This window comes from Geodermatophilus aquaeductus, from assembly GCF_900182545.1.
GTDB lineage: Bacteria > Actinomycetota > Actinomycetes > Mycobacteriales > Geodermatophilaceae > Geodermatophilus > Geodermatophilus aquaeductus.
In genome coordinates this window covers 38,290-64,668 of the sequence record NZ_FXTJ01000016.1, presented here as the reverse complement: position 1 = coordinate 64,668, position 26,379 = coordinate 38,290, and the positions used below count along the sequence as shown (strand labels likewise).

30 protein-coding genes are annotated in these 26,379 nt (G+C 75.5%); 18 read left to right on the top strand and 12 right to left on the bottom strand.

Annotated elements, in window-relative coordinates; translation table 11 throughout:
• Window positions 1-219 precede the first annotated feature (219 nt).
• The 3 genes from FN207_RS24305 to FN207_RS24295 all read left to right on the top strand — a co-directional run bounded on the left by FN207_RS24305 (window position 220) and on the right by FN207_RS24295 (window position 2,601).
• Window positions 220-1,281 carry an AI-2E family transporter gene (locus tag FN207_RS24305; RefSeq protein WP_246066337.1) on the top strand — a complete coding sequence of 354 codons (1,062 nt, stop codon included), beginning with the start codon at window positions 220-222 and terminating at the stop codon, window positions 1,279-1,281.
• Window positions 1,282-1,483: 202 nt separating this feature from the next.
• Window positions 1,484-2,074, top strand: coding sequence for an HhH-GPD-type base excision DNA repair protein (locus FN207_RS24300; RefSeq protein WP_221888384.1), 591 nt, complete (start codon window positions 1,484-1,486; stop codon window positions 2,072-2,074).
• Between the two features lie 164 nt (window positions 2,075-2,238).
• On the top strand, window positions 2,239-2,601 hold the full coding sequence (locus FN207_RS24295; protein ID WP_142461012.1) for a DUF3099 domain-containing protein: 363 nt from the start codon (window positions 2,239-2,241) through the stop codon (window positions 2,599-2,601).
• Window positions 2,602-2,616: 15 nt separating this feature from the next.
• On the opposite strand, the gene FN207_RS24290 is transcribed toward FN207_RS24295, so the two are convergent.
• The gene (locus FN207_RS24290) at window positions 2,617-3,498 is read right to left on the bottom strand and encodes a carbohydrate kinase family protein (protein ID WP_142461041.1); all 882 of its coding nucleotides are present in this window, start codon (window positions 3,496-3,498) and stop codon (window positions 2,617-2,619) included.
• The gene (locus tag FN207_RS24285) at window positions 3,495-4,448 is read right to left on the bottom strand and encodes a pseudouridine-5'-phosphate glycosidase (protein ID WP_221888383.1); all 954 of its coding nucleotides are present in this window, start codon (window positions 4,446-4,448) and stop codon (window positions 3,495-3,497) included. The genes FN207_RS24290 and FN207_RS24285 overlap by 4 nt, the downstream gene beginning before the upstream one ends.
• Window positions 4,449-4,550: 102 nt before the next feature.
• Here FN207_RS24285 and FN207_RS24280 point away from each other — a divergent pair, with 102 nt between their 5' ends.
• Window positions 4,551-4,781: a DUF3039 domain-containing protein gene (locus FN207_RS24280; protein ID WP_110007708.1), complete on the top strand. Its 231-nt coding sequence runs from the start codon at window positions 4,551-4,553 to the stop codon at window positions 4,779-4,781.
• Window position 4,782: 1 nt separating this feature from the next.
• Here FN207_RS24280 and FN207_RS24275 read toward each other — a convergent pair whose 3' ends face one another.
• The 5 genes from FN207_RS24275 to ppgK all read right to left on the bottom strand — a co-directional run bounded on the left by FN207_RS24275 (window position 4,783) and on the right by ppgK (window position 11,390).
• The gene (locus tag FN207_RS24275; RefSeq protein WP_246066336.1) at window positions 4,783-5,856 is read right to left on the bottom strand and encodes a YihY/virulence factor BrkB family protein; all 1,074 of its coding nucleotides are present in this window, start codon (window positions 5,854-5,856) and stop codon (window positions 4,783-4,785) included.
• An 83-nt stretch (window positions 5,857-5,939) separates the two neighbouring features.
• Complete coding sequence (locus FN207_RS24270) at window positions 5,940-8,237, bottom strand: VanW family protein (protein WP_142461011.1); 2,298 nt, start codon at window positions 8,235-8,237, stop codon at window positions 5,940-5,942.
• Between the two features lie 159 nt (window positions 8,238-8,396).
• The gene (locus FN207_RS24265; RefSeq protein ID WP_199505451.1) at window positions 8,397-8,606 is read right to left on the bottom strand and encodes a DUF7455 domain-containing protein; all 210 of its coding nucleotides are present in this window, start codon (window positions 8,604-8,606) and stop codon (window positions 8,397-8,399) included.
• A 413-nt stretch (window positions 8,607-9,019) separates the two neighbouring features.
• Window positions 9,020-10,396 carry an RNA polymerase sigma factor gene (locus tag FN207_RS24260; protein WP_142461010.1) on the bottom strand — a complete coding sequence of 459 codons (1,377 nt, stop codon included), beginning with the start codon at window positions 10,394-10,396 and terminating at the stop codon, window positions 9,020-9,022.
• A 250-nt stretch (window positions 10,397-10,646) separates the two neighbouring features.
• Complete coding sequence (gene ppgK / locus FN207_RS24255; RefSeq protein ID WP_142461009.1) at window positions 10,647-11,390, bottom strand: polyphosphate--glucose phosphotransferase; 744 nt, start codon at window positions 11,388-11,390, stop codon at window positions 10,647-10,649.
• Between the two features lie 59 nt (window positions 11,391-11,449).
• On the opposite strand from ppgK, the gene FN207_RS24250 reads away from it, so the two are divergent.
• Window positions 11,450-12,265, top strand: coding sequence for an inositol monophosphatase family protein (locus FN207_RS24250; RefSeq protein WP_246066335.1), 816 nt, complete (start codon window positions 11,450-11,452; stop codon window positions 12,263-12,265).
• On the opposite strand, the gene FN207_RS24245 is transcribed toward FN207_RS24250, so the two are convergent.
• Window positions 12,262-12,798 (bottom strand): LytR C-terminal domain-containing protein, encoded by a 537-nt coding sequence (locus FN207_RS24245; protein ID WP_142461007.1) that lies wholly within the window; start codon window positions 12,796-12,798, stop codon window positions 12,262-12,264. The two genes, FN207_RS24250 and FN207_RS24245, sit on opposite strands and share 4 nt — an antisense overlap.
• Before the next feature lie 70 nt (window positions 12,799-12,868).
• Complete coding sequence (locus FN207_RS24240; RefSeq protein WP_142461006.1) at window positions 12,869-13,912, bottom strand: phosphotransferase family protein; 1,044 nt, start codon at window positions 13,910-13,912, stop codon at window positions 12,869-12,871.
• Window positions 13,913-14,225: 313 nt separating this feature from the next.
• Here FN207_RS24240 and FN207_RS24235 point away from each other — a divergent pair, with 313 nt between their 5' ends.
• From FN207_RS24235 to FN207_RS24205, 7 genes are read left to right on the top strand one after another with little or no spacing between them, the layout of a single operon-like run.
• A complete protein-coding gene (locus FN207_RS24235; RefSeq protein WP_110005988.1) occupies window positions 14,226-14,528 on the top strand; it encodes a DUF4193 domain-containing protein in 303 nt (100 codons plus the stop codon).
• Between the two features lie 41 nt (window positions 14,529-14,569).
• Window positions 14,570-15,499: a hypothetical protein gene (locus FN207_RS26575; protein WP_185938555.1), complete on the top strand. Its 930-nt coding sequence runs from the start codon at window positions 14,570-14,572 to the stop codon at window positions 15,497-15,499.
• Window positions 15,500-15,550: 51 nt separating this feature from the next.
• Window positions 15,551-16,006, top strand: coding sequence for a dUTP diphosphatase (dut, locus tag FN207_RS24225; protein ID WP_142461005.1), 456 nt, complete (start codon window positions 15,551-15,553; stop codon window positions 16,004-16,006).
• Between the two features lies 1 nt (window position 16,007).
• The gene (locus FN207_RS24220) at window positions 16,008-16,751 is read left to right on the top strand and encodes a DUF3710 domain-containing protein (protein WP_142461004.1); all 744 of its coding nucleotides are present in this window, start codon (window positions 16,008-16,010) and stop codon (window positions 16,749-16,751) included.
• Entirely contained in the window at window positions 16,748-17,542 is a 795-nt protein-coding gene (locus tag FN207_RS24215; RefSeq protein WP_142461003.1) for an alpha/beta hydrolase family protein, read from the top strand. The genes FN207_RS24220 and FN207_RS24215 overlap by 4 nt, the downstream gene beginning before the upstream one ends.
• Window positions 17,539-17,919 (top strand): OB-fold nucleic acid binding domain-containing protein, encoded by a 381-nt coding sequence (locus tag FN207_RS24210; protein WP_142461002.1) that lies wholly within the window; start codon window positions 17,539-17,541, stop codon window positions 17,917-17,919. The genes FN207_RS24215 and FN207_RS24210 overlap by 4 nt, the downstream gene beginning before the upstream one ends.
• The gene (locus FN207_RS24205) at window positions 17,916-18,791 is read left to right on the top strand and encodes a DUF3159 domain-containing protein (protein ID WP_246066334.1); all 876 of its coding nucleotides are present in this window, start codon (window positions 17,916-17,918) and stop codon (window positions 18,789-18,791) included. The genes FN207_RS24210 and FN207_RS24205 overlap by 4 nt, the downstream gene beginning before the upstream one ends.
• 57 nt (window positions 18,792-18,848) lie before the next feature.
• Here FN207_RS24205 and FN207_RS24200 read toward each other — a convergent pair whose 3' ends face one another.
• Together FN207_RS24200 and FN207_RS24195 are read right to left on the bottom strand one after the other, a co-directional pair.
• Complete coding sequence (locus FN207_RS24200) at window positions 18,849-19,517, bottom strand: potassium channel family protein (protein WP_142461001.1); 669 nt, start codon at window positions 19,515-19,517, stop codon at window positions 18,849-18,851.
• A complete protein-coding gene (locus tag FN207_RS24195; protein ID WP_110909930.1) occupies window positions 19,517-20,182 on the bottom strand; it encodes a potassium channel family protein in 666 nt (221 codons plus the stop codon). Before FN207_RS24195 ends, FN207_RS24200 begins: the two co-directional genes overlap by 1 nt.
• 169 nt (window positions 20,183-20,351) lie before the next feature.
• Here FN207_RS24195 and FN207_RS24190 point away from each other — a divergent pair, with 169 nt between their 5' ends.
• The 6 genes from FN207_RS24190 (at window position 20,352) to FN207_RS24165 (ending at window position 25,027) form a co-directional block, all read left to right on the top strand.
• The gene (locus FN207_RS24190; protein WP_142461000.1) at window positions 20,352-22,394 is read left to right on the top strand and encodes an APC family permease; all 2,043 of its coding nucleotides are present in this window, start codon (window positions 20,352-20,354) and stop codon (window positions 22,392-22,394) included.
• The gene (locus FN207_RS24185; RefSeq protein WP_142460999.1) at window positions 22,387-23,709 is read left to right on the top strand and encodes a class I SAM-dependent RNA methyltransferase; all 1,323 of its coding nucleotides are present in this window, start codon (window positions 22,387-22,389) and stop codon (window positions 23,707-23,709) included. Before FN207_RS24190 ends, FN207_RS24185 begins: the two co-directional genes overlap by 8 nt.
• The gene (locus FN207_RS24180; protein ID WP_185938554.1) at window positions 23,706-24,065 is read left to right on the top strand and encodes a DUF732 domain-containing protein; all 360 of its coding nucleotides are present in this window, start codon (window positions 23,706-23,708) and stop codon (window positions 24,063-24,065) included. Before FN207_RS24185 ends, FN207_RS24180 begins: the two co-directional genes overlap by 4 nt.
• A gap of 19 nt (window positions 24,066-24,084) precedes the next feature.
• Window positions 24,085-24,294: a hypothetical protein gene (locus FN207_RS24175; protein ID WP_142460997.1), complete on the top strand. Its 210-nt coding sequence runs from the start codon at window positions 24,085-24,087 to the stop codon at window positions 24,292-24,294.
• Window positions 24,295-24,332: 38 nt separating this feature from the next.
• Entirely contained in the window at window positions 24,333-24,560 is a 228-nt protein-coding gene (locus tag FN207_RS24170) for a DUF4177 domain-containing protein (RefSeq protein ID WP_110909935.1), read from the top strand.
• Between the two features lie 98 nt (window positions 24,561-24,658).
• A complete protein-coding gene (locus FN207_RS24165; RefSeq protein WP_185938553.1) occupies window positions 24,659-25,027 on the top strand; it encodes a hypothetical protein in 369 nt (122 codons plus the stop codon).
• 86 nt (window positions 25,028-25,113) lie between these two features.
• Here FN207_RS24165 and FN207_RS24160 read toward each other — a convergent pair whose 3' ends face one another.
• Complete coding sequence (locus FN207_RS24160) at window positions 25,114-26,301, bottom strand: ROK family transcriptional regulator (protein ID WP_185938552.1); 1,188 nt, start codon at window positions 26,299-26,301, stop codon at window positions 25,114-25,116.
• Between the last annotated feature and the right edge of the window lie 78 nt (window positions 26,302-26,379).

The following is a 26,379-nucleotide window of genomic DNA, read 5'->3' as shown; positions in this document are numbered from 1 at the left end:
GCGGGTCCTGCTGCTCCTGGATGTCCCGGACCTCGGCACACGCTCGAGTGCCCGGCGCCGCTCTACGGTGCTGATGTGCCGGGGAGTGACGGGCCCGAGGTGGCGGCCGCGCGGGACACGGAGGCCGCTGCGGCGACCCCGGCCCGGCCCGGCAGCGGGGACCGGAGCCCCGGCCGCCGGGATGGAGAGCCACCCTGGCTGCGTCGTGTCGTCCTGCTCGTGGTCCTCGCCGTCGCGGCCTACCAGGTGGCCGGATGGGCCTTCACCCACCTCCGGAGCTTCCTCGGCCTGGTGTTCCTGGCCTGGATGTTCTCGATCAGCATCGAGCCGGCCGTGCACGCCCTCACCCGCCGGGGGTTGCGCCGCGGAGCCGCCACCGGCCTGGTCATGCTGGGCGTGGTGCTCCTGGGGATCGGCCTGGTGGCCGCGTTCGGCACCCTGCTGGTCGATCAGCTCGCGGGGCTGGTGACCTCGCTGCCCGACGTCGTCACCGACGTGGTGGACGCGGTCAACCGGACGTTCGACACCCGGCTGCAGGCCGGCGAGGTCGTGGACTCCCTCCAACTCACACCGTCCCGGGTCCAGCAGATCGTGCAGGACCTCACGCCGGGCGTCGTCGGGTTCGTGACCTCGGTGATCGGCGTGGTCTTCCAGGTGCTGACGTTCCTGTTGTTCGCCTTCTACATGTCCGCTCAGGCGCCCGCCCTGCGGGACACCGTGTCCCGGCGCTTCCCGCCCCGCCAGCAGCGGGTCATCTCCCTCGTCTGGGACATCACGGTGGAGAAGACCGGCGGTTACGTGTTCTCCCGGTTGTTGCTCGCCCTGCTCAGCTCGTTCGTCACGGCCGTGTTCCTGCTGGTCCTGGGGGTGCCGTTCTGGTTACCGCTCGCGCTCTGGACCGGGCTGGTGTCCCAGTTCATCCCGACCGTGGGCACCTACCTCGCGATCGGCCTGCCCGCGGTGGTGGCACTCGCCGGCCAGCCGGCGGACGCACTGTGGGTGGTGGTCTTCGGCGTCGCGTACCAGCAGGTGGAGAACTACCTGATCGGACCGAGGATCACCGCGCGCACCGTGCACATCCACCCGGCGGTCGCCCTCGGCTCGGTCATCGTCGGGGTGAGCCTCTTCGGGCCGATGGGCGCCTTCGTCGCCATCCCGGTCGTCGCCGCGATCGAGGCGGTGGTGGAGAACTACGGGAGACGCTACGAGCTGGTCGCGGACGAGCCCCCGGCAGCCCGGGTCCGCGGGCGGTGGCGGGCGTCGCTCCGGCACCCGCGCTGACCCGCGCGGCCGTGCCCGAGGGTGCGGACGCCGGGGCCGCCACCCGCCGATGAGCCTCCGCGACGCCGCGGCCGGTGATCGCCGCCTGCCGATCCCGTCGATCTGCGTGCGGCAACGGGTCTCCTCGGCCGGCTCGGTCCGTCCGGGGAGGCCCGGCTGCCACCGCGACCCGCGCGCTCCCACGGCTTGGCACACTGCGCAGGTGCCCCCCGTTCGCATCACCCAGGACGACGCCGCCGACGAGCTGCTCGGCCGCGACCCGCTCGCCCTCGTGCTCGGGATGCTGTTCGACCAGCAGTTCCCGATGGAGCGGGCCTTCGCCGGCCCCCGGCTGCTCGCCGACCGCCTGGGGGTGGACACGCTGACGGCCGCGGGGATCGCCGACGCCGACCCCGACCGGCTGCTCACCTGCTTCCAGGGGCCGCCGGCCGTGCACCGGTACCCGGGCTCGATGGCCGCCCGGGCGCAGGCGCTGTGCCGGCTGCTCGTGGAGCGCTACGACGGCCGCGCCGACGGGCTGTGGTCCGACGCCCCGGACGGCGCCACGCTGCTGCGGCGCATCGGCGAGCTGCCCGGGTTCGGTGCGCAGAAGGCGAAGATCCTCGTCGCGCTGCTCGGCAAGCAGTACGGCGTCACCCCGCCCGGGTGGCGGGAGGCGGCCGGTTCCTACGGCGAGGAGGGGTCCCGGCGCTCGGTCGCCGACATCACCGGACCCGAGTCGCTGGCCGAGGTCAGAGCCGCCAAGCAGGCGGCGAAGAAGGCCGCGAAGGACGCCGCGGGGACCCGCCCGTAGCGGGCCGCGATCGTCCGCGGAGGCACCTGCACGGCCCCTCCCGCAGTGGCACCATGGGAACCGGACCGGGGGGATACCCGGGGCCCGGCCAGCAGAGACCGGGTCCTGGCCACCACAGGCGACACCGTGCCGTCGGTGCTCCGGGCCAGCGGAGGGATGTGTCCGTGGCCTCGAGCCAGCAGCCCGCACGACCCCGCCGGTCGGAGCCGGTGCTCATCACCCAGGCCGAGCCGAGCCTGGCCGAGCAGCACGCCGCCCGGAAGAAGCGGTACGTCATCACCATGGGCGTCCGCGCCGTCAGCCTCGTGCTGGCCGCGGCGTTCTACCAGATCCTCTGGCTCGCGATCATCTTCGCGGTCCTCGGCACGGTGCTGCCCTGGATCGCCGTCGTCATGGCCAACGACCGGCCGCCGAAGAAGAAGCTCGACGCGCACCGCTACGTCGCGCCGCGGCCCGACCACATCCTCGACGACCCGGCCCGTCAGCGGCGGGCGATCGAGGGCGGCGGCACCGTCATCGACGGCTGAGCGCCCGGCGGGTCCTCAGCGCGCGCCCGGGCGGCCGACGACGTCGGCGGCCCGGGCCAGTCCCGCGTCCAGCGCGGCCGCCGGGTCGCCCTGCGGGTCGGCCAGCCACACCGCGAGCAGCCCGGCGGTGAATGCGTCCCCGGCCCCGGTCGTGTCGACGACGCGCGCCGGGTGCGCCGGGCGGTGCACCAGCGCGGTGCCCGCCGCCCACAGCGCGCCCTCGGCCCCGAGGGTGACGGCCACCGCCGTGTGCCGGCCGGCCAGCGCGCGTGCCGCGTCGCCGACGTCGGCGCAGCCCGACAGCAGCCGTGCCTCGTCGGCGTTCGGCAGCAGCAGGTCCACACCGGCGGTGTCGGCGAGCCACCGGTCCACCCCGTAGGCGGTCAGCGGACCGGTCGACGCCGGGTCCAGCGAGGTCGTGCACCCCGCCGCGCGAGCCGCGGCCAGCGCAGTCAGGCCCGCCGCGCGCGGGCGCGCGTCGAGCAGCGTGTAGCCCGACAGGTGCAGGTGCCCGCCGGGGGCCGGGGGAGGGACGTCGGCGGGGCGCAGGTCGAGGTTGGCGCCGCGGTCGGCCAGCATGCTCCGCCGCCCGCCGGGTTCCACGAGGCTGACGATCGTGCCGCTGGCCGCTCCCGCCACCGTCCGCACCGCCAGGTCCACCCCGGCGGCGGCGAGCTCGGCGAGCAGCCCCGCGCCGGCCGTGTCGTCGCCGGCGCACCCGGCCAGCGTGACCGGTACCCCGAGCGCGGCCAGGTGCGCGGCGACGTTGGCGCCCGCGCCGCCGCCGCGGCTGCGGATGGTGGCCGGCCGGTCGGAGTCCGGCGCCGGCTCCCCGGAGAGGACGGCGACGACGTCGGTGGCCAGGTCGCCGACGACGACGACCGGGCGGGTGCTCAGCGGGCCGCCGCGGCCAGCGCGGCCGCGATCCGCCCGGCCAGCTCGGCGTTGCGGAGGACGAGCCGCACGTTGACGGCCAGCGTCGCGCCCTCGCTGGCGCGGTGCAGGTGGTCGAGGACGAAGGGCGTGACGGCCTTGCCGCGCACGCCGGCGGTCTCGGCGGCGGCCAGCGCGTCGGCGATGACCCGGTCGTGCAGCGCCGGGTCGAGCTGCTCGTCGGCCGGCAGCGGGTTGGCGACGACGACCGCGCCGGGCGCGAGCTCGCGCCGCGCGGCGAGCACCGCGGCCGCCTGCTCCGGCGACTCGACCGACCAGTCCAGCTGCGCGCCGCCGTCGGCGACGTAGAAACCGGGGAAGGTCCGGGTCCGGTAGCCGACGACGGTGACCGACAGGCTCTCCAGCCGCTCCAGCGTCGCCGGGACGTCGAGGATGGACTTCACGCCCGCGCACACGACGGCCAGCGAGGTGCGCGACAGCGCGGTGAGGTCGGCGGACTCGTCGAACGTCTCGGCCGACTGCCGGTGCACGCCGCCCAGGCCGCCGGTGGCGAACAGGGCGATGCCCGCGGCCTCGGCGAGCAGCGCGGTGCTCGAGACCGTCGTGGCGCCGGACAGGCCGAGGGCGGCGGCCACCGGCAGGTCGCGGACGCCGAGCTTGGCCAGGTCGGGGTCGGCGCAGACCCGGTCGACCTGCTCGGCGGTCAGGCCCACGTGCGGCACGCCGTCGAGCACGGCGATGGTCGCGGGCACGGCGCCGCCGGCCCGGACGGCCGCCTCGACGTCGTCGGCGGCGGCGCGGTTGTCCGGCCGCGGCAGGCCGTGGGCGAGCAGCGTGCTCTCCAGGGCGACGACGGGCGCGCCGGCGTCGAGTGCCTCGGCGATCTCGGGGGAGAGGGTCAGCGGCGGGGCGGCGGCGTGACGGGGCTCGGTGCGGGGAGCTTCGGGAGGCACCCTGCCATCATGGTGGGCGGGGCGGTCGCGCCCGGCGCCCACCTCCGGCAGGAGGCGCGCCGGGCCGCCCGCCGGGATCCGTCGCCCACCCTGGGAGAGACCGTGAGCAACTCCGACCTCCTCGAGAAGCCCGACGTCCGCGACTCGGACACCGGCAACGCCAACGAGGTCTTCCACTACGTCCGCAAGAACAAGATCGCCGAGAGCGCCGTCATGGGCACGCTCGTCGAGGCGCTGTGCGGCGAGGTGTTCCCGGTGACCAAGTCACCGAAGCCCGGCAGCCCGGTCTGCCCGGCCTGCAAGGAGGTCTACGAGCAGCTCCGCAAGGAGTGAGTCACTGGAGGCCGAGGCGCTTGGCCTCGGCCTCCAGCTCGGCGGCGCGGCGGCGCTGGGCCCGGCGGGTGTGCCGGCGCGGGGGCGCCGGCCAGCGCTCCTGGATGGTCGCGTTGAGCTCTGCGCCCAGCAGCAGGGCCATGCCGAAGAAGAACAGGAACAGCAGGGCCGCGATCGGGGTGGCCAGCGCGCCGTAGGGCAGCGCGGCGACCAGGATGTCGGACACGTAGAGCCGCAGCACCGTGGCCGCCACCAGGAAGAAGGCGACCGCCAGGAGCGTGCCCGGCAGGTGCCGTCGCCACGGCAGCCGCCGCGGCAGGATCACGTGGTAGAAGCTCGTCAGCGCCAGCAGCAGGCCCACCAGCACGACCGGCCAGTACACCGCGTTGATCAGCGTGGTCGCCGTCCCCTGCCAGTGCTGGGGCAGCAGCGCGACGAGCACCCCGCGCCCGAGCACCAGCAGCGGCAGCATGAGCACCGCGAGCACCAGGCCCACGACGAACAGCCACAGCGCCATCAGCCGGGTGGCGATCGGGCCGCGCACGTCGCGCTGGTCGTAGGCGATGACGATCGTGTTCATGAACGTCGCCGTCGCCGACGACCCGGCCCACAGCGTGATCAGGAAGCCCAGGCTGACGACGTCGAGCCGCCCCGACGTCAGGATGTCGCTGAGCGTCGGCCGGACCAGCGAGTCGACGACGTCGGCGGTGAGGACCTCGCTGGAGGCGTTGACCAGCGTGTCCTCGATCGTCTGCACCGACGCGGCGCCGATCCAGCTGCCCAGGTAGCCCAGCGACCCGAGCAGCGCGATCAGCAGCGGCGGCACCGAGAGGATCTGCCAGAACGCCGCCTCGCCGGACAGCCCGAGGATGCGGTCCTTCCAGGCCTTGCCCACCGTGCGGCCGACGACCTGCGCCGGCACCCGCACGACGGCGGGCCAGTGGTCGAGCCGGCCGGGAGCGGGGAGGTCGGCGCGGGTGGCACCGTCGCCGGGCGCCGCGGGGGCGGGCGCCGGGACGGGTGGATCCTCGGCGGTCCCGGTGCGGGACCGCCCGCCGGCCCGCACGGTGCTCACCTGGCCAGTGTGCACGCCCGGCGCCCGCCTCCGCCCACGACGCGGGCGGTGCGGGCGCCGGGACCCCTCGATCGGGGAGCCGCTCAGGCCGTCGGCTCGGCCGGCGGGGTGCCGCCGTCCGGAGCCGGCGGGGCCGGCTCCTCGGCCGGCGGGGCGATGCAGCGGATGACCGCCTCGGCCGCGTACGTGGTCTCGAAGGTCTCCCGACGGATCTCCGCGCCGCTCTGCAGGTCGCGGAACACCCGGGTCACGGTGACGTCGAAGCCCTGCACGCCGGACTGCGGGATGCAGTCGCCGTCGTCGACCCGCTCCTGCACCGCCGGGGCACGGTAGTTCGTCCGCGGGCCCTCGATGGCCTCGACCTCGTAGCGCTTGGTCCCGTAGAAGGTGACCGTGATCGACCCGCCGGAGGCGCCGGGCGTCCACTGCGTGTCCACGTAGATGCCGGTGTCGGTGTCGTTGCGCCACTGCAGGTCGATCTGGCCCTCGTACACGGTGGCCTCGCGGCCGGCCGGGTAGCGGCTGATGTAGAAGCTGTGCGGCTTGTGGTAGACGTCCTCGAGGCCGCCGAAGAAGACCGCGTTGAACATCGTGGTGGCGAACTGGCTGATCCCGCCGCCGACCGCGGTGGACAGCTCGCCGCCGCTGATGACGTTGGCCGGCACGTAGCCCTGCGCGGTGCCGCGCGGGCCGGTGTAGGTGTTCAGGCTGAACGTCTCGCCGGGCAGCACCAGCGCGCCGTCGACCTCCTGGGCCACCACGCGGATGTTCGTGCCGCTGGCGTTGTTGGTGGTCGTCGTCGTGAAGGAGCTGACCTCCTCGCGGATGCCGAGCGCCTCGGCCTCCTCGGTGGTCAGCTCGGCCGGGACCGGGCCGAGCTCGGCGGTGACCGAGCGCGGCGCGGGGTCGGGCAGCACCTCGAGCAGCTGGCCGGCCAGCGCCGCGGGGTCGACGCCGGTGCCGTCGACCGACGGGACGACCTGCACGGCGCCGCCGGCGACCTCGAAGCGTGCGTCCTGCGCTGGGGTGCCGAAGGCGGTGAACTCCTCGGCCATCGCCGTCTGCAGCGCGGCCGGGTCGACGGCGACGGCGAGCTCGCCGCTGTCCTGTGGGGTGAAGGTCAGCGACGCGGCGATCGCCTCGACCGGGATCTCGACCGAGGTGGCGCCGTCCTGGCTGGTCACCGTGACCGGCGCGGCGAGCGCGGGGGTGACGGTCTCGTCGAGGACGCGCTGTGCCTCCTCGGTGTCCACCCGCACCGGCTCGACGTCGACGGGGAGCTCGATCGGCGTCGCGGGGTCGCCACCGGTGGCCAGGGCCTCGGTGATCGCCGTCGCGGCACCCTCGCGGTCCAGCGTCCGCCCGTCGACGGGCTCGACCAGGCTCGGCGTGGTGCCCTCGAGGGTGATGCCGGCCTCGACCGGCGCCCGGTCCACCTGGGTGGCGATCGTGTCGACCTGCGCGGCCAGCGAGGTCTCCTCGCCGGTCATGACCGGGGCGACCTCGCGGTCGCTGAACAGCGAGACCAGGCGGGTCCACGGGTTGAGCGGCTGGTCGTCGGCGGCGTCGACGGTCGCGTCGACGTCGAGGGTGATGCCGGCGGCGGCGGGGGAGAGGGTGGCCTCCACGTCGTCGGCGACGACGACGTGGTCGGCCGCGACCCGCGGGGCGAGGTCCTGCTCGAGGGCGTCGGCGGCGGCCGCGGGCGACAGGCCGCCGATGTCGACGCCGGCGACGACGGTGTGCCGCGGGACGTCGCCACCGGCCACGAGCAGGTCGACGCCGTAGGCCGCGCCGAGCACCGCGAGCAGGCCGACGGGGGCGAGGACGGCGGGACGGCGCCAGAACGACCGGCGCGGACCCGGGACCTGCCCGCCCGGTCCGCCGGACCCGTCGCCGGCGGGACCCGTCGGCGGGACGGGAGGCGCGGGCGGCTGGGCGGCTGGAGGCTGGGTCGCGGGCGGCTGGGCGGCGGGAGGCGCGTCCGCGGGCACCGCGGCGCCGTCCAGGATGACGGTGTCCGAGGCGTCGGCGGCCGGGGGCGTCTCAGGGGCCCCGGGTGTCTCGGGGGCCGGGGGTGCCTCGGGAGCCGGGGCCGTCTCGACCGGCTGGGTGGTCTGCGTGCCGGCCGGGCCGCCGGTCAACGCCACGGTGTCGTGGACCGGGTCGGGCGCCGGCGTGTCGTCCGTGGCGGCGGGGGCCTCGGACGGGGCCTGGACCGGCGACTCGGCCGGGGCGGCGGCAGCGGTGGCCGGTGGCGGAGGCGCGTCGGGACCGATGGGGCCGCGGTCGCGGGGGACCGGCCGGGTGTCGTCGGAGAAGCCGCCGGCTCCGGGATCCTCGGACGTGGCGGCGGTCGTGGGTGCAGGCTGCTGCGGCATCGGGGTTTCCTCGGGTCGCCGTCGACCGGGGGTCCCCGGGACAGACGGAGCCGCCGGGTCCCCGGCCGCGTCAGGCGGACCGGGGACGCCGGCGGCGGCGTCGGGTGAGGGCTTCATCGCGGAACGCGACGATACTGCCCTCTCTCGGAGTGGGGAGGGTTACTCGCCGTCCGTCGCGATGATGTCGACGGCGATGTCTCGGAGCTTGGTGTCGTACTCGCGAGCGTGGTGCCCGCAGAACACGAGGTCGCTGCCACTGGCGAGCACGACACGCACCTTGGCCAGTGCGCCGCACCGGTCGCAGTGGAAGGGCACGACCAGGTCGTCGGCGGCGGGGGTCGTCGTCAGCGTCTGGGTCATCTGGGTCATCACTCGCTCTCTACCGCACGGACCCGCGGCTGCGGATCGGCCTCCTGCACAGCGCCAGGATGGACCCCTGTGTTCCCGTGCCTCCCGTCACTGCGATCGACTCGCCGGGTCTTGGTGAGCCGGTGACCGCTGGGACTGGTGGTGGTGGGTTCAGCAGGGACGTCACTGGGTGGTGCCGGTTGTCTGGTGGGACTGGTTCTCTTCCGGGCGCCGGCTGGATTCCGGCTGTGGGTCCGCTGCTGTCTCGACGTCGCCCACGCTACGCCGTCTACCCGGCCGGTGCTGCGGTACACCGCCCGGTCCGCCCCGCCGGGTGAGATCGTGACCATCCCGCAACGCGGCCGACACACGGCACCGACGTCGACGGCCCCCGACCCGCAGGGGGTCGGGGGCCGTCGCGGACGAGCGGGGACCTAGTCGAGGTAGTCGCGCAGCACCTGCGAGCGGCTGGGGTGGCGCAGCTTCGACATCGTCTTGGACTCGATCTGCCGGATCCGCTCACGGGTGACCCCGTAGACCTGGCCGATCTCGTCGAGGGTGCGCGGCTGGCCGTCGGTCAGGCCGAAGCGCAGCCGGACCACGCCGGCCTCCCGCTCCGACAGCGTCTGCAGCACGCTGGTCAGCTGGTCCTGCATGAGGGTGAAGCTGACCGCGTCGACGGCGACGACCGCCTCGGAGTCCTCGATGAAGTCACCGAGCTGGCTGTCGCCCTCGTCGCCGATGGTCTGGTCGAGGCTGATGGGTTCCCGGGCGTACTGCTGGATCTCCAGCACCTTGTCCGGGGTGATGTCCATCTCCTTGGCCAGCTCCTCCGGGGTGGGCTCGCGCCCGAGGTCCTGGAGCAGCTCGCGCTGGATGCGGCCGAGCTTGTTGATGACCTCGACCATGTGCACCGGGATGCGGATGGTGCGGGCCTGGTCGGCCATGGCGCGGGTGATGGCCTGCCGGATCCACCAGGTGGCGTACGTGGAGAACTTGTAGCCCTTGGTGTAGTCGAACTTCTCGACCGCGCGGATCAGGCCGAGGTTGCCCTCCTGGATGAGGTCCAGGAACGCCATGCCGCGGCCGGTGTAGCGCTTGGCGAGGGAGACCACGAGGCGGAGGTTGGCCTCCAGCAGGTGGTTCTTGGCGCGCTCGCCGTCGCGGACGATCCAGTTGAGGTCGCGGCGCATCTGCGGGGAGAGCTTCTGGCCCTCCTCCTCGACCTGGCGCAGCCGCTCGGCGGCGTAGAGGCCGGCCTCGATGCGCTTGGCCAGGTCCACCTCCTCCTCGGCGTTGAGGAGGGCGACCTTGCCGATCTGCTTGAGGTAGGCGCGGACGGAGTCGGCCGAGGCGGTGAGCTCGGCGTCCTTGCGGGCCTGCCGCAGCGCCTCGGACTCCTCCTCGTCGTCCCACTCGAAGTCGCCGCCCTCGGTGGTGGCCCCCTCGGCGGCGGGGGCCTCGGCCTCCGCGCCGTCGGGACCGGCGACGACGGTCTCGTCGATGGTGAGGCCCTCGGCGCCGGCGTCGACCACGGCGACGGCGGAGTCCTCGGTGGCCACGGCGGTCAGCACGGCGCCCTCACCGGTACCGGGGGAGGGGGTGATGCTCGGCTTGCGGGCGCCCTTGGCGGCCACGGTCTTCGGGGTGGCCTTGGCGGGGGCCTTCTTCCGCGCGGTCTTCGCGGTGGGCGCCTCGTCCGCGACCCCGACGGGGGCGCTGGTCCGGGAGGCCCGGGTGCCGGCTGCGACCGTCTTCGAGCGGAGGGTGCTCGATGCGGCGGCGTCCGGCGCTGGCTTGTCGGCGGGCACTCAGGTTCCTTCCCGTGCTGGGTGCGTTCCCCGGGAGTGGATCGGCTCCCGGGCAGCGGCCCCGGTCGTCGGCCACGGAGCGGGGGAGGCCCCAGGGTCCGGACGCGGTGTTTCACCGCGAGGAGGACGGGGGATGACTCCCGGCTGGGTGGTGACGGGCTGGGGCTCCTCCATTGTAGCGACGAGATCCGGTGTGACCACCGCCTCGAACGGTCCGGGATCGCCCGGAAGGGCTGCTCCGGGCCGCAGGTCAGGGTTCGAAGCGCTCCGCGGCGGCCAGCGCGGCCCCGACGATGCCCGCGTCGTTCTGGAGCTGGGCGGGCACCACGGGCGTCCGCGTGGTCAGCAGCGGCACCCACTTGTGCGCCTTCTTGCTCACCCCACCGCCCACGATGATCAGGTCGGGCCACAGCCCGGCCTCGAGGACGTCGAGGTAGCGGTCCACCCGCGCCGCCCACTCGGGGTAGGACAGCTCCTCGCGCTCGCGGGCCGCTGCCGATGCGCGCCGCTCGCCGTCCTCGCCGTCGACCTGGATGTGGCCGAACTCGGTGTTGGGCACCAGCCGGCCGTCGTAGAACAGCGCGCTGCCGATCCCGGTGCCGAAGGTCAGCATGAGGACGACGCCGTCCTGGTCGCGGCCGGCGCCGTAGCGCATCTCGGCCATCCCCGCGGCGTCGGCGTCGTTGAGCGTCTCGACCGTCCCGGGCACCAGCGCGGTCATGCCGGCGTCGACGTCGGTGCCGATCCAGCCCTTGTCCATGTTCGCCGCGGTGTGGGCGACGCCCCGCTTCATGACCCCGGGATAGGTGACGCCGATCCGGCCGGTCCAGCCGAAGGACGTCACGATCCCGGCGACCACCTCGTAGACGGCCTCCGGGGTGGAGGGCTGCGGCGTCTCCACCCGCACCCGCTCACCGATCAGCACACCGGCCTCGAGGTCGACCGGGCACCCCTTGATGCCGCTGCCGCCGATGTCCACACCGAACCCCTGCACGCGATCACCCTAGTGACCGGCGCCGCACTCGCATGCGCGGCTCGGGCAGGATCCCCCGGGTGAGTGCCCCGCCGTCCCCCGCCGAACTGCTCGACCTCGCCGTCGCGACCGCCCGGGAGGCGGCCTCCCTCGTCGCCCGGGAGCGCGGCTCGGCCGCGGCCGCCGTCGACGTGAAGAGCAGCCCCACCGACGTCGTCACCGCCGTCGACACCGCCACGGAGCGGCTGATCACCGGCCGGCTGCTCGACGCGCGCCCCGACGACGGCCTGCTCGGCGAGGAGGGCGCGGCCCGCGAGGGGACCAGCGGCGTGCGCTGGGTGGTCGACCCCATCGACGGCACCGTCAACTTCCTCTACGGACTGCGCGGCTACGCCGTCTCGATCGCCGCGGAGGTCGACGGCGTCACCGTGGCCGGCGCGGTCCTCGACGTGCCCACCGGCGAGCTGTTCACCGCGACGGCCGGCGGCGGGGCGTTCCTGAGCACGCCGGCCGACCCGGAGCCGGTGCGGCTGACCGCCAACCGGCCGGTGTCGCTGGAGCAGACGCTCGTGGCCACCGGGTTCGGCTACCGGGTCGAGCAGCGGCGGGCGCAGGGCGCCGTCGTCGCGCGGCTCCTGACCGAGGTCCGCGACATCCGCCGCCAGGGCTGCGCGTCCCTCGACCTGTGCTCGGCGGCCGCCGGGCGCGTGGACGCCTACTACGAGCTCGACCTCAAGCCCTGGGACCACGCCGCGGGCGCGCTGGTGGCCGCCGAGGCCGGCCTGGTGCTCAGCGGCCTGCCCGGCCGGCCGTTCGCCGAGCCGATGGCGGTCGCGGTGCCGGAGACGGTCGCCGAGCCCCTCCTGGCGCTCCTCGACCGGCTGCACCGGGACTAGCAGGCGGCCTCGGCGCTCGCGATCGGCTCGAGGGTGGCCGCGACGTCGTCGGGGGAGGCCAGCCCGGGGAAGTCCGGGCCGATCACCAGGTCGATGCGGGCGTCGGCGCGGGTGTCCTGGAAGGAGCCCGCGCCCGGGAGGAACAGCGCCAGGTAGCGCGCGGCGTCGGTGCCGCGCGCGCCGTGCCGGATCTCGCCGGGCCCGGGCACCTCGCGGTCGGTGGGGTCGTTGGCGATCTCGTCGACGACGAAGCCGCGCTGCGTCAGCTGGTCGGCGACCTCCTGGGCCTTGCCCGCGAGGTCGGAGGCGTTGTAGACGCGCACGGTCACGGTGCCGGGGTCCAGCGACGGCGGTGCCGCCGCGGCGGTCTCGCAGGCGGCCTGGGCGGCGTCCTCGCGGGCGCCGGCGTCGTCGAGGACCTTCCACCAGACGCCGAGCGCGGCGAGGGCCAGCACCAGCAGGAAGACCAGCGGCGGCACCGGCCGGCGGTCCCGCCGGGGGCGGGCCGGGGGACTGTCGGTGCTGGTGCTCACGGTCGTCCTCCTCGACGGCGCCCCGGGCGGGTGCGGCAGGTCGCGCGGAGTCTAGGTCGGGCCGACGGCCTCAGAGGGCACCGTCCTCCAGCGCGGCGCGTCCGAGCTCCACGCACGGGTCGATGCGGTCGGCGTAGCCGGAGGTGTCCTTGCCGGCCATCGCGCCGGCTGCCGAGCGGGCGACGATCCCGGCGACGATCGCGGCGAACTTGAAGAAGGCGAAGCCGACGTACCAGTTGAGATCGGAGAGGTCCACGCCGCTGCGGGCGGCGTAGTGCTCGGCGATCTCCCGGCGGGTGGGGAAGCCGGGCAGCGTCGTCACCGGGCTGAGGACCGGCCGGGTCTCGCCGGCCTCGGGCCAGTAGACGAACAGCATGCCGATGTCGGTGAGCGGGTCACCCAGCGTCGACATCTCCCAGTCGAGGACGGCGCGGATGCCGCCGGGGTGCTCGGGGTCGAGCAGGCAGTTGTCCAGCCGGTAGTCGCCGTGGACGACGCCGGTCCGCTGGCTGGCCGGCACGGTCTCGGCCAGCCGGGCGGCGAGGGCGTCCATCTGCGGGCGGTCGCGGTCGCGGGTGGCGTCCCACTGCTTGGTCCACCGGCGCACCTGCCGTGCCAGGAAGCCCTCCGGCCGGCCGAAGTCGCCCAGGCCCACCGCCTCGGGGTCGACGGCGTGCAGGTCGGACAGGACGTCGATGAGCCCGTCGCCGATCTGCCGCCGCTGCTCGGGGGTGTCGGCGTAGCCGGCCGGGATCTCGTTGACCACGTGCAGGCCGACGACGCGCTCCATCACGTAGAAGGGCGCGCCGAGCACCGCGGTGTCGGTGCACAGGTGCAGCGTGCGCGGCACGGGGACCGGCGTCGGCCCGAGCGCACTGATGACCCGGTGCTCGCGGGCCATGTCGTGCGCGGTGGCCAGCACGGCGCCCGTGGGCGGTCTGCGCAGGATCACCGCGTCGTCGGCGCTGCCGCCGGCGGGCGTCACGACGTAGGTGAGGTTGGACATGCCCGCCGCGATGAGCTCGACGGTCACCTCCCGCCAGCGCTCGTCGCCGAGGACGGAGGCGAGATACGGACCGACGACGGCGGGGTCAGCTCCCACGGGACTCGACACGGGCGGCAGGGTAACCTCCGGCACTCCGCTCCCCGACCGCCCCGCCCGGGCCCGTCCCGGGTGCCCTGCAGGGGCCGAGAAACGGCCTCCTGTGTCCCGCCCGCGAAGGCGGGCACAAACCGGGGCCACACGGCGTTGGGGGGCTGCCGGTCCCGAACCGGGCCGACCACCGGGTCGGCCGCAGACGGGTCCGGCCGTGACCAGCGGCCGCCCCTCGGGCGGCCGGCCAGGACGACGGCGGCCCCCGCTGCCGTCGGACGACGGCGGGCGCGCGTGACGCGCCCGCGAGAACCCCGGAGGAGGGGCACACCCCATGGCCACCGACTACGACGCCCCGCGCCGCAACGAGGCCGACGAGCTCGGCGAGGACTCCCTCGAGGAGCTCAAGGCCCGCCGCGCGGAGGCCCAGTCGGCCTCGGTCGACGTCGACGAGACCGACTTCAACGAGAGCCTCGAGCTGCCCGGCGCGGACCTGTCCAACGAGGAGCTGACCGTCCGCGTGCTGCCGAAGCAGGAGGACGAGTTCACCTGCTCGCGGTGCTTCCTCGTGCAGCACCGCAGCCGGCTCGCCGCCACCCGCGGCGACCAGCTGTACTGCCGCGACTGCGCGGCCTGACGCAGGACCACCCAGCGAGCAGGACCCGAGGGGAGCAGCCGATGACCGAGCCCACCCAGCGCATCGGGGCGCCCCGCGACGTCCCCCCGCCGCGGCCCGTGCCGCCGGCCGCACCGGAGCCGGACCGGTCGGGGGACGGTCCGGCCTGGCTCGCTGAGGACGGCGGCCTGGGCCGCGCCGCCCGGGCCGTCGCCGACGCGGTGTCCGGGCTGCTCGGCGGCAGCGCCGACGAGGCGTCCCCTCGCGAGCGGCCCGACTCCGGACGGTCGGGCGGCGGTGTGCTGCGTGACGTCGTGGGCGCCGTGGCCTCGGCCGTGGCGTCCGCGGCGGCCGGCGGTCGCGGCGAGGACCGGGCCCCGGACACGGCCGGCGACGAGGGGCTGCTCCGCAACCCGGTCGGCGTGCTCGGCGACCTGCTGGCCGCCGCCGCGCCCCGCCTGCCGATCCGCGACGCCGCCCGGCTGCGCGCCGCGTACCCGGGCAGCTCGGACGAGGAGATCGCCGATGCCTTGGTGGCGCGTGCCTCCCGGCTGACCGCCGCGGTCGGGGCGGCCACCGGCGGGCTGTTCGCCGCGCAGTGGTTCGCGCCGCCGTCCCTGGTGGCACTGCCGCTGGAGATGGGCGCCGAGACGCTGCTCACCGCCGGCGTCGAGGTGGTGCTGCTCGGCGAGCTGCACGAGCTCTACGGCCGGCCGGCTCCCGGGAGCGCCGCCGACCGGGCCGCCGCCTACCTGTCCAGCTGGACCCAGCAGCGCGCCGTCTCCGGTGGCGAGCGGCAGGGGCTGGCGACCGTCCTGGGCACCGCCGGGTTCCGGGCACTGCGCCGGCGGCTGTCCCGCAGCCTCGCCCGCAGCGTCGGCTCGGCGGCGCCGCTGCTGATCGGCGCGGCGCTCGGCGGCCGGGTCAACCTCAAGGCCACCGAGACCCTCGCCCGGCGGGTGCGGTCGGACCTCCAGCGCGGGCGCTCCTGAGCCCGGCGGCCGGTCCGCCGACCGGTCCGCGGCGCGGTTAGGGTCGCCGTCGTGTCCGACCCCCTCGAGGTCCCCGTCCGGCTGACCGCGGCGGGGGCCGTACCCCCGCGCTACGCCCTCCCCGGCGACGCGGGAGCCGACCTCACCCTCTCCGAGGACGTGCAGCTGGCGCCGTTCGAGCGGGCGCTCGTGGGCACCGGGGTGGCCGTGGCCATCCCCGAGGGTTACGCCGGGTTCGTGCACCCGCGGTCGGGCCTGGCCGCCCGGCACGGGCTGAGCCTGGTCAACGCCCCCGGCACCATCGACGCCGGCTACCGCGGGGAGATCAAGGTGAACCTGGTCAACCTCGACCCGACCACCCCGCTGACGCTGCGCCGCGGCGACCGGGTCGCGCAGCTGGTGGTGCAGCCGGTCGTGCAGGCGCGGTTCGTGCCCGTCGACGAGCTGCCCGCCAGCGCCCGCGGCGAGGGCGGACACGGGTCCACCGGCGCGGGACAGGAGGCCTGAGATGCCCTTCGGACGACGGCGCAACCGGATCGACCGCACCCTGCGCGAGCGCGGCGTCCCGCCCGAGCCGCAGCACCGCGAGCGCGACGTCGAGGAGACCACCGGTCCCTACGACGAGTCCGACGTCCCCGACGACGACGGCACCCCCCGCGTCGACCTCGGTGCCCTGCGGCTGCCGGCGCTGGCCGGGACCGAGCTGCGGGTGGACCTCAACCAGCAGCAGAAGGTCATCGGCGCGACGCTGCGCTACGGCGACTCGATGCTGCAGCTGTCGGCCTTCGCCGCCCCCCGCGCGGCCGGCATCTGGGACGACGTCCGCGCCGAGCTGGCGCGCAGCGCGTCGGGGCAGGGCGGCCGGCTGCAGGAGGTCGACGGCCCCTTCGGCCCGGAGCTCTCCGGCACGGTCGTGGTGACGCCCCCGGCCCAGCCCGGTGGCCCGCCTCCCCAGCCGGTGCGGCGGGCCGCGCGGTTCCTCGGCGTCGACGGACCGCGCTGGTTCCTGCGCGGGATGATCAGCGGCCCGGCCGCCGAGTCGCCCGAGGCGGCCGCGGTGCTCGAGGACGTCTTCCGGCGGGTGGTCGTCGTCCGGGGCACCCAGCCGATGCCGGTGCGCGAGCAGCTCCCGCTCACCCTGCCGCCGCAGGCCGCCGAGCAACTCGCCCGCCAGCAGCAGGCCGGTCAGCAGCAGGCCGGTCAGCAGGGCCGTCCGGCGACGCCGCCGGGGCCGCCGGGGCCGACCGCGTGAGCCCTGCGGTCCTCGCCTACGGCCCGCACCCCGACCAGTTCCTCGAGCTGACCCTGCCGGAGGGCTCCGATCCGGCGCGGGTGGTCGTCGTCCTGCACGGCGGGTTCTGGCGCGCGGCGTACGGCATCGAGCTGGCCCGCCCGCTGGCCGCCGACCTCGCCGCCGCCGGGTACGCCGCGGTCGCCGTCGAGTACCGGCGCGTGGGCACCGGCGGGGGATGGCCGGCCACCCTCGAGGACGTCGCCGCCGCCCTCGACGCGCTGCCCGGCCTGCCCGACTCCGCCCGGCTCGACCTCGGCGACGTCACGGTCGTCGGCCACTCCGCCGGCGGGCACCTCGCGGCGTGGGCCGCCGGTCGCGGGCGGCTGCCGGCCGGTGCCCCCGGCGCCGCGCCGCGGGTGCGGGTCACCGCGGCGGTGCTGCAGGCCGGCGTCGTCGACCTGCGGCGCGCCGCGCAGCAGCGGCTGGGGTCGGGCGCTGTCCAGGAGTTCCTCGGCGGGGAGCCCGGGGAGGTGCCCGGCCGCTACGCCGTCGCCGACCCGGTCGGCCTGCTGCCCACCGGCGCCGACGTCCTGTGCGTGCACGGCACCGACGACGACGTCGTCCCGCTCGAGCAGTCACAGCGCTACGCCGCGGCGGCGGCGGACGCCGGTGACCGGGTGGAGGTGCGCACCGTCCCGGGCGGCCACCGGGTGCCGATCGACGTGGCGGGGGAGGCGTGGGCCGTCGTCCGGGAGTGGCTGGGGGAACCCGCCGCCGCCCGCCGCACCGGCACTACGCTGGAACCGTGACACAGACCCGTCCCGGCGGCGGCTGGCTCGCGCGCACGCTGCAGCGGCTCACCGCCGACGACTCCGCCATCGACGCGCTGGAGCTGCGCGAAGAGGCCGACCGCGCCGGTTGCGAGCCGGTCAGCGCCTGCCGCAAGGGCGCCGTGGTCACCGTGACCGGCCGGCTGAAGTCGGTGGTCTACACCCCGCGCGAGACGGTCCCGACCCTCGAGGCGGAGCTGTTCGACGGGTCCGGCTCGGTCACCCTCGTCTGGCTCGGCCGCCGGCGGATCCCGGGCATCGAGCCCGGCCGGACGCTCACGGCCCGCGGCCGGTTCGCCCAGTTCGACGGCCGCAAGGTCATCTACAACCCCTGGTACGAGCTGAGCGCGGGGTGATCCCGGCGGCCGACGACGACGGCCGGCGTGATCCGGGGGGAGCAGCACCGCAGCAGGAGTCACCGCAGCAGGAGCACGGCACCACCTCCGACGACGCCGGGCCCGGCGGGCGCGGGCTGACGCTCGACCGGCACCTGGTCCTCGAGCAGCTCGGCGGCTGGCGCGGCATGGTCGACGCGACGCTGCCCACGGTGGCCTTCATCGTGGCCAACTCCATCGGCGGCCTGCGCACCGGCATCTGGGCGGCGATCGGCGCCGCCGTCCTCGTCCTGCTGTTCCGGCTGGCCCGCCGGGAGAGCCCGCAGCAGGCGTTCAGCGGCCTGTTCGGCGTCGCGGTCGCGGTGGCCATCGCGGCCGCCTCGGGCCAGGCACGCAACTACTACGTGCCCGGCATCATCCGCAACGCCGTGATCGGCGTCGTGCTGCTGGGGTCGGTGCCGCTGCGCTGGCCGCTGGTCGGCGTCGTCGCGGAGTTCCTCGCCCCCAGCCACCTCGGGTCGATGGCCGCCCACACGGTGCCGGGCCTGCGCCGCCGGGTCGACAGCGCCCGCGCGCGGCTGCACCACCAGCCGCCTCCCGAGCCCGAGCAGCCCGCGGGCGGCGAGCGCCCGGCCGACCCCGAGCCCGAGCGGCACTGGCGCGACGACCCGCGGGTGGTGCGCGCCTACGGCTGGCTCACGGTCGTGTGGGCGCTGACGTTCCTGCTGCGCGTGGCCGTGCAGACGCCGCTCTACCTCGCCGACGAGGACGACCTGCTCGGCGTCGCCTCGCTCGTGCTCGGCCTCCCGGTGACCGCGGCGGCGCTGGCGCTGACGCTGTGGGTGGTCTCGCGGCTGCACCGCCACCGCGTGGCGACGGAGCCGGACGAGTGAGGACCCCGTCCTCCCCACCACTCGCGAGCTCGCGGCGGACCCCTGGACGGGGCCGGGTCAGCGGATGGATTCGGGGGAGAGGACCTGCTGCAGCTGCTCCTCGACGTCGGCGTGCGTGATGAACAGCAGCTCGTCGCCGATCTCGAGCGGCTCGTCGGGGGTCGGCGTGATGACCCGGTCGCCGCGCAGCAGCGCCGTCAGGACCGTCTCGCGCGGCAGCGGCACCTCGCGCAGCGGCCGGCCGGCCCACGGGGTGTCCTCGGCGAGGGTGATCTCGACCAGGTTGGCCGCGCCCTTGCGGAAGCTCATCAGCCGGACGACGTCGCCGACGGTCACCGCCTCCTCGACCAGCGCGGCCAGCACCCGCGGGGTGGAGACGGCGACGTCGACCCCCCACGCCTCGGTGTAGAGCCACTCGTTGCGCGGGTCCTTGACCCGGGCGACGACGCGGGCGACGGCGAACTCGGTCTTGGCCAGCAGCGAGACGACCAGGTTGGCCTTGTCGTCGCCGGTGGCCGCCACGACGACGTCGCAGGTGGCCAGCTGGGCCTCCTCCAGCGAGGAGACCTCGCACGCGTCGGCCTGCACCCACTCCGCGCCCGGCACCGAGCGGGTGCGGACCTTGCGGCCGTCCTTCTCGATGAGCATCACGGTGTGCCCGTTGCTGAGCAGCTCCCCGGCGATGGAGCGGCCGACCGCCCCGGCGCCCACGATGGCGACGCGCATCAGGCCCTGCCTCCCTCGGGGTGCTCGACCGTGTGGTGCACCCGGTCGGAGATCTCGTCGGTGGCCGCGACGACGAGCTGGTCGCCGTCCTGCAGCACGGTGGAGGAGGTGGGCAGCTGCGCCTCGCCGAAGCGGACCAGCCACGCCGCTCGCGCCCCGGAGGCGGCCTCGAGCTCGGCGAGCTTGCGGCCCACCCACCCGTCGGTGACGGTCACGCGCATCAGCAGCACCCGGCCGGTGGGCTCGCGCCAGATCTCGCTGACCTTGACCGACAGCAGCTCGCGCAGCAGCCGGTTCACCGTCCACGGGACGGTGGCCACGCTGGGGATGCCCATGCGCTCGAACACCTCGGCGCGCTTGGAGTCGTAGATCCGGGCGACGACGTGCTGGACGCCGAAGGTCTCCCGGGCCACCCGGGCGCTGATGATGTTGGAGTTGTCGCCGCTGCTGACCGCGGCGAACGCCCCCGCGGAGTCGATGCCGGCGTCGAGCAGCGTCTGCCGGTCGAAGCCCAGGCCGGTGACCTGCCGGCCGCCGAAGTCGGGACCCAGCCGGCGGAAGGCCTCGGGGTCCTGGTCGATCACCGCGACGCTGTGGCCGATCTGCTCCAGCCGCCGCGCGATGGCCGAGCCGACGCGGCCGCAGCCCATGACGACCACGTGCACGTGTCGCTCCCGGATGCCTCGCACGGGCGCCGTCCGCCCGCGGTCCAGGGCGCGAAGCTACACCCGGGTACCGGGTGGCCGGGGACGCATCCCGGATCACACGACCCCTGCTGGGGAGGAGGTCGCCGCAGGCGGCACCGGGTGCCCCCGCGTCCGTACCATCGCCGCCGTGCCCAAGCTGTCCGACCTCGGACAACTCCCCAAACGGCTCGTGCTGGGCCGTCCGGTCCGCAGCGACCGCGTGGGGGAGTCCCTGCTCCCGAAGTCCCTGGCCCTGCCGATCTTCGCCAGCGACCCGCTCTCCTCCGTGGCCTACGCCACCCAGGAGATCCTGATCGTCCTGACGCTGGCCGGCACCGCCTTCCTCTTCCTCGCGCCGTGGCTGGCCGTCGTCGTGGTCCTGCTGCTGGCGACCGTCGTCCTCTCCTACCGGCAGGTCGTGCACGCCTATCCCTCGGGAGGCGGTGACTACGAGGTCGCGATGAAGAACCACGGGCAGTTCGCCGGCCTGACCGTCGCGAGCGCCCTGCTGGTCGACTACGTGCTCACCGTCGCCGTCTCGGTCTCGGCCGGCACCGACAACATCATCTCGGCGTTCCCGGAGCTCAACGAGCAGCGCGTGCTCATCGCCGTCGGCCTGGTGGCCCTGCTGGCCGCGGCCAACCTGCGCGGGGTGCGGGAGTCGGGCAAGACCTTCGCCGTCCCGACGTACCTGTTCGTCGCCGGGATCATGGTCATGATCGTCACCGGGCTGATCCGGGACTTCGTCACCGACTCCCCGGTGGTCGCCGAGAGCGCCGGCTGGTCGATCACCGCCGAGCCGGGGTACGACAACCTGGGTGGCGTCGCGCTGGTGTTCTTCGCGCTGCGCGCCTTCGCGTCGGGCTGCACCGCGCTGACCGGCGTCGAGGCGATCGCCAACGGGGTCCCGGCGTTCCGGCCGCCGAAGTCGCGCAACGCCGCGACGACGCTGGCGCTCATGGGTGGCATCGCGGCGACCATGTTCGCCGGCGTCACCGCCATGGCCCTGATCGGCGGCGTCAAGTACGCCGAGAACACCTGCGACCTCGTCGGGTTCCCCGGCGACTGCGAGACCGACCCCCAGCGAACGGTGATCGCCCAGCTGGCCGCGGCCACCTTCGGCGGGGACACCTCCGTCGGCTTCTTCTACATCCAGGCGGCCACCGCGCTGGTCCTCATCCTCGCCGCCAACACCGCGTTCAACGGCTTCCCGCTGCTGGGCTCGGTGCTCGCGCAGGACCGCTTCCTGCCCCGGCAGCTGCACACCCGCGGCGACAAGCTGGTCTACAGCAACGGGATCCTGCTGCTGGCCGGGTTCGCGGCGCTGCTGATCGTGGCCTTCCAGGCCGACGCCAACAGGCTGATCCAGATGTACATCGTCGGCGTCTTCACCAGCTTCTCGATCGGCCAGTGGGGCATGGTCCGGCACTGGAACCGCGAGATCCGCCTGACCGACGACGCGGCCGCCAAGCGGGCGATGCGCCGCTCGCAGGTCATCAACACCATCGGCGGCAGCATCACCACGACCGTCCTGGTGATCATCGTGATCACGAAGTTCACCCGGGGTGCCTACCTGGTCATCCTGGTGATGCCGGTCCTGTTCCTGCTCATGAAGGCCATCAACAAGCACTACTCGCACGTGGCCGAGCAGCTCGTCCCCGACCAGGACGCCCGGCTGCTGCCGAGCAAGGTGCACGCGATCGTCCTGGTCTCGAAGGTGCACAAGCCGACGCTGCGGGCGCTGGCCTTCGCCCGCGCCACCCGTCCCGACGTCCTCACCGCGCTGACGGTCAACGTCGACGAGAGCGACACCCGCGGGCTGCAGGCCGACTGGGAGCGCTACGACATCCCCGTGCCGCTCACCGTGCTGGAGTCGCCGTACCGGGAGATCACCCGCCCGGTCGTCGACTACGTCAAGGCGATCCGCCGGCACAGCCCGCGTGAGCTGGTCATCGTCTTCGTGCCGCAGTACGTCGTCGGGCACTGGTGGGAGAACGTGCTGCACAACCAGAGCGCGCTGCGGCTGCGTGCCCGGCTGCAGTTCCAGCCCGGGGTCATGATCACCACGGTGCCGTGGCAGCTGGAGAGCTCGGTCGGCCGCGGCGAGGACGACCGGCGCGACGGCCCGATGCCCGGCGACCTGCGCCGCGGCCTCACCGAGGACCAGGTCGAGGCCACCCCGTATGGCTGACCGCCGACGCCCGGGTACCCGACCGGTTCGGCAGGCCCGGCCCGACCGCGGCGGCGGGTGGACCGGCCGGGAGTTCGAGGTCACGGTCGGTCCCGTCGCGCACGGCGGGCACTGCGTGGCCCGGCACGAGGGGCGCGTGGTCTTCGTCCGTCACGCGCTGCCCGGCGAGCGGGTCGTCGTCCGGGTCACCGAGGACCGTCAGCCCGGCTACTGCCGCGCCGACGCCGTCGAGGTGCTCGAGGCCTCGCCCGACCGGGTCGAGCGGCCCTGCCCGTACAGCGGGCCCGGGCGCTGCGGGGGCTGCGACTGGCAGCACGTGTCCTGGGAGGGGCAGCGGCGCCTCAAGGCCGACGTCGTCCGCGAGCAGCTCACCCGGCTCGGCGGGCTGGACGACGGCGACCCGCTGCTGACCGGTCTCGACGTCGAGCCGCTGCCCGGCGGGCCGCTGCGCTGGCGCTCGCGGGCCCGCTTCGCCGTCGACCGGACCGGCGCGCCCGGGCTGCGGCGGCACCGCTCGCACGACGTCGTCCTGCTCGACGACTGCCCGATCACGGTCGAGCCCGCCGCGCAGGCGGTGCTGGCGCGCCGCTGGCCGGGCGCCGGAGCGGTCGACGTCGCCGTCGACTCGGCCGGCACGGTGACCACCACCCGCCTGGACCGCCGCGGCGTGCCGACGTCGACCCGGGTGCTGCGGGCCGGCGAGGACGTGCCCGGCGAGGCCGACGGGCGGGCCGGGCGCCGCGCGGCCGGGCGGGACTGGGAGGTCGAGGGCACCGGCTTCTGGCAGGTGCACGACTCGGCCGCCGACGCCCTGGTCGCCGCCGTGGCCGGGGCCGCCGCCGTGCGGCCGGGGGAGTCGGTGCTCGACCTCTACGCCGGCGCCGGCCTGTTCGGCGGCGCGCTGGCACCGGCGGTGGGGGAGTCCGGCCGGGTGGTCTGCGTGGAGTCCGACGCCGAGGCGTGTGCCGCGGCCGAGGCCAACCTCGCCGGGCTGCCGCAGGCCGAGGTCTGGCAGGGCGAGGTGGACGCCGAGGGGCTCACCGGCCTGCTCGAGGAGCTCGGCGGCACCCCCGACGTCGTGGTGCTCGACCCGCCGCGGGCCGGCGCGGGTCCGGCGGTCAGCCGGGTGCTGGCCGGCACCGGTGCGCGCGCCGTCGTCTACGTGGCCTGCGACCCCGCGTCCCTGGGCCGCGACGTCGCCGCGTTCGCCGCGGCCGGGTACCGCCTGGCCGCACTGCGCGCCTTCGACGCCTTCCCGATGACCGCGCACGTCGAGTGCGTGGCGCTGCTGGTACCGGGGGACGCGGGACGGTGAGGCGGGTCCTGGCGTGCCTCACCGCGCTGGCCCTGGCCGGCTGCGGGGACGCCGGGACGACGGCTACACCTCCTCCCGCTGCGAGCGCGAGCACCCCGGCGTCGGACCGGGAGGCCGCCGACGCCGTCTTCACCGACTTCGTCACCGCCCAGGGCCTGACCTCCCACGGCAGCCCCGAGGACCTCATCGCCCTGGCGCTGGCGGTCTGCGACGCCTACGACCGGGGCGTGCCCCTCGCCGACGTCGTCGCCTCACTCGAGGCCAGCGGCTTCGACGCCTACGAGGCCGGCCAGGTCAACGGGGCGGCCACCGCCACCTACTGCCCCGAGCACGAGGGCGCGGCGTCCGGGACCTGACGCGGCCTACCCTGCGCACGTGGCCGGACCCGACACCTGCCCCGTCTGCGGGGAGCTGACGCGCCGCCGCGACAGCGGAGCGGCCGACGACCGGCACGACGAGGTGGGCGACCCGCTGGTGTTCGTCGACCACACGTGGGCGCCGGAGATCTGGGGCAGCGGGACGCGGGCCGAGCCGGCGCTGTGCCCCGGGTCGGGCCAGAACCGCTCCGGCCACCGGCGCCCCTAGTCCCGGGCCGGCCGCGACCGGCCCGATACGGTCTGTCCGTGACCTCCTGGGAGTACGCCTCGGTCATCACGGCCAACGACGCCGAGTCACAGCGGGCGGGGGTGAGCGTCAAGCTCCCCAACGGCAAGCTGGAACGGCAGCAGGGGGACACCAGCTCGGTGCTCAACCGGCTCGGTGCCGAGGGCTGGGAGCTGGTCAGCTACCACTCCAGCGGTGCCGGCACGTGGGGTTTCGAGCAGTTCTGGCTCAAGCGCCAGATCTCCTAGCGCCCGGCACCCGCCGCGGCCGCCCCGGGTGGTCACGACCCGGGAACGACGGCGCGCGCCGGGTCGAACACGCGTTCGACCTGCGGCAGGATGCCCCCGTGGCAGCGAGCGTCCCCCCGGGCTGGCCGGAGCAGGTGCGGCCGATGGGCGCTCCGGACTGGGAGCACACCGCGGTCGCCTGGCTGTTCGACCTCGTCCCGCCCGACTACCGCGCCCACGAGGTGCTGCGGCGCTATCCGGTGCTGCTGGCCCGCCTCGCCGGCGACCACGTCGCCGCCGGCCTCGAGGCGGCTCGCGCAGGGTGGCGCACGGTGCGCGTCGACCTGGCCGACCACCTGCCGCCGGACGCCATCGAGGCCGCCGTCGCCGCCTACGAGCGCGAGGGGGCGCGTCTGGCCGCGGCCGCGCGGGGCGTGGAGGTCGTGGCCGGGGCGCTGCGCGGCGAGGTCTGGGTGCCGCGGCTCTAGGGAGCGGCTGTAGCGGAGGGGCTGTAGGGGAGGGCTGCAGGGCGGCGCCCGGGGGCCCGGCCCGGCGTCCACGGGCCCCCGGGGCCCTAGCCGGTCAGCCGGTCGGCTTCCCGGAGCGCGACCGCCAGCGCGCCGAGCACCTCCGCGCGGGCCCCGAGCGAGCCGGGGACCACGGCGAGCTGCTCGGCCGCGGCGGGGATGGCGGACTGCCCGAGCGCGCGCCGGAGCGGGTCGACCAGCAGGTCGCCGGCGGTCCCGAGCTCGCCGCCGACGACGATGCGGTCGGGGTTGAGCACGTTGACCAGCCCGCCGAGCACCTGGCCCACCGACGTGCCGGCGTCGGCGATCAGCCGCCGGCAGGCCTGGTCGCCCTCCTGCGCGCCGGCCACCAGCGCGCGCAGGTCGGCCAGATGGGGTGCGGCGGTGCGGATGGCCTGCAGGAGCGCGGTGCCGCCGGCGGTCAGCTCCAGGCAGCCGCGGTTGCCGCAGCGGCACAGCGCGCCGGCCGGGTCCAGGCTGACGTGCCCCATCTCCCCGGCGGTGCCGGAGACGCCGCGCAGCAGGTCGCCGTCCAGGACGATCGCGCCGCCGACGCCGGTGGCCATCTTCAGGTAGATCGTGCTGCGCGAGCCGCGGCCGGCGCCCCAGCGGACCTCCGCGACGGCACCGAGGTTGGCGTCGTTCTCCACGATGACCGGGACGCCGAGCCGCTCCTGCAGCGCGGGCGCGGGCGTCCGTCCCGACCACGTGGGGAGGATGTTCGACCGCGCGACGGTGCCGCGGGCGCTGGCGGCCCGGCCGACGACCGGGGTGGGCAGCCCCACGACGGCGCCGACGACGTCCTCGGTGCAGGCCCCGGCGCGCCGCAGCTCCGCGCGCACCTGGGTGGCCACCGTGTCCAGGACCGCGTCGGAGTCGAGGTCGGCGACCTGCAGCGTGGTGGTCTCCTCGCCGACGATCTCGTGCGAGAGGTCGGCGACGGCGACCCGGACGTGGGTGCGCCCGATGTCGACCCCGACGACGACGCCGGCGCGGCGGGTGAGGTGCACCAGCCGCGCGGGACGGCCCCCGGTCTCCACCGCGCCGGTCTCCTCCGACGGCGCGACCAGGCCGCGGTCGACGAGGTCGGACACGTACCCGGAGACCGTCGCGCGGGACAGGCCGGTGCGCTCGACCAGCTGGGCGCGGGTCGAGGGGCCGCTGACCCGCAGCTCCTGGACCAGCCGCCGCGAGGGGCCCGTGAGGTCGGGCAGCCACGGCCGACGGGGGTCCATGGCGGGCATCGTGAGAGCCCGTCCGCGTTCTGTCAATCACCGACGGAAGTGGAGGACCTCGTCCCGGTGAACGGCCGT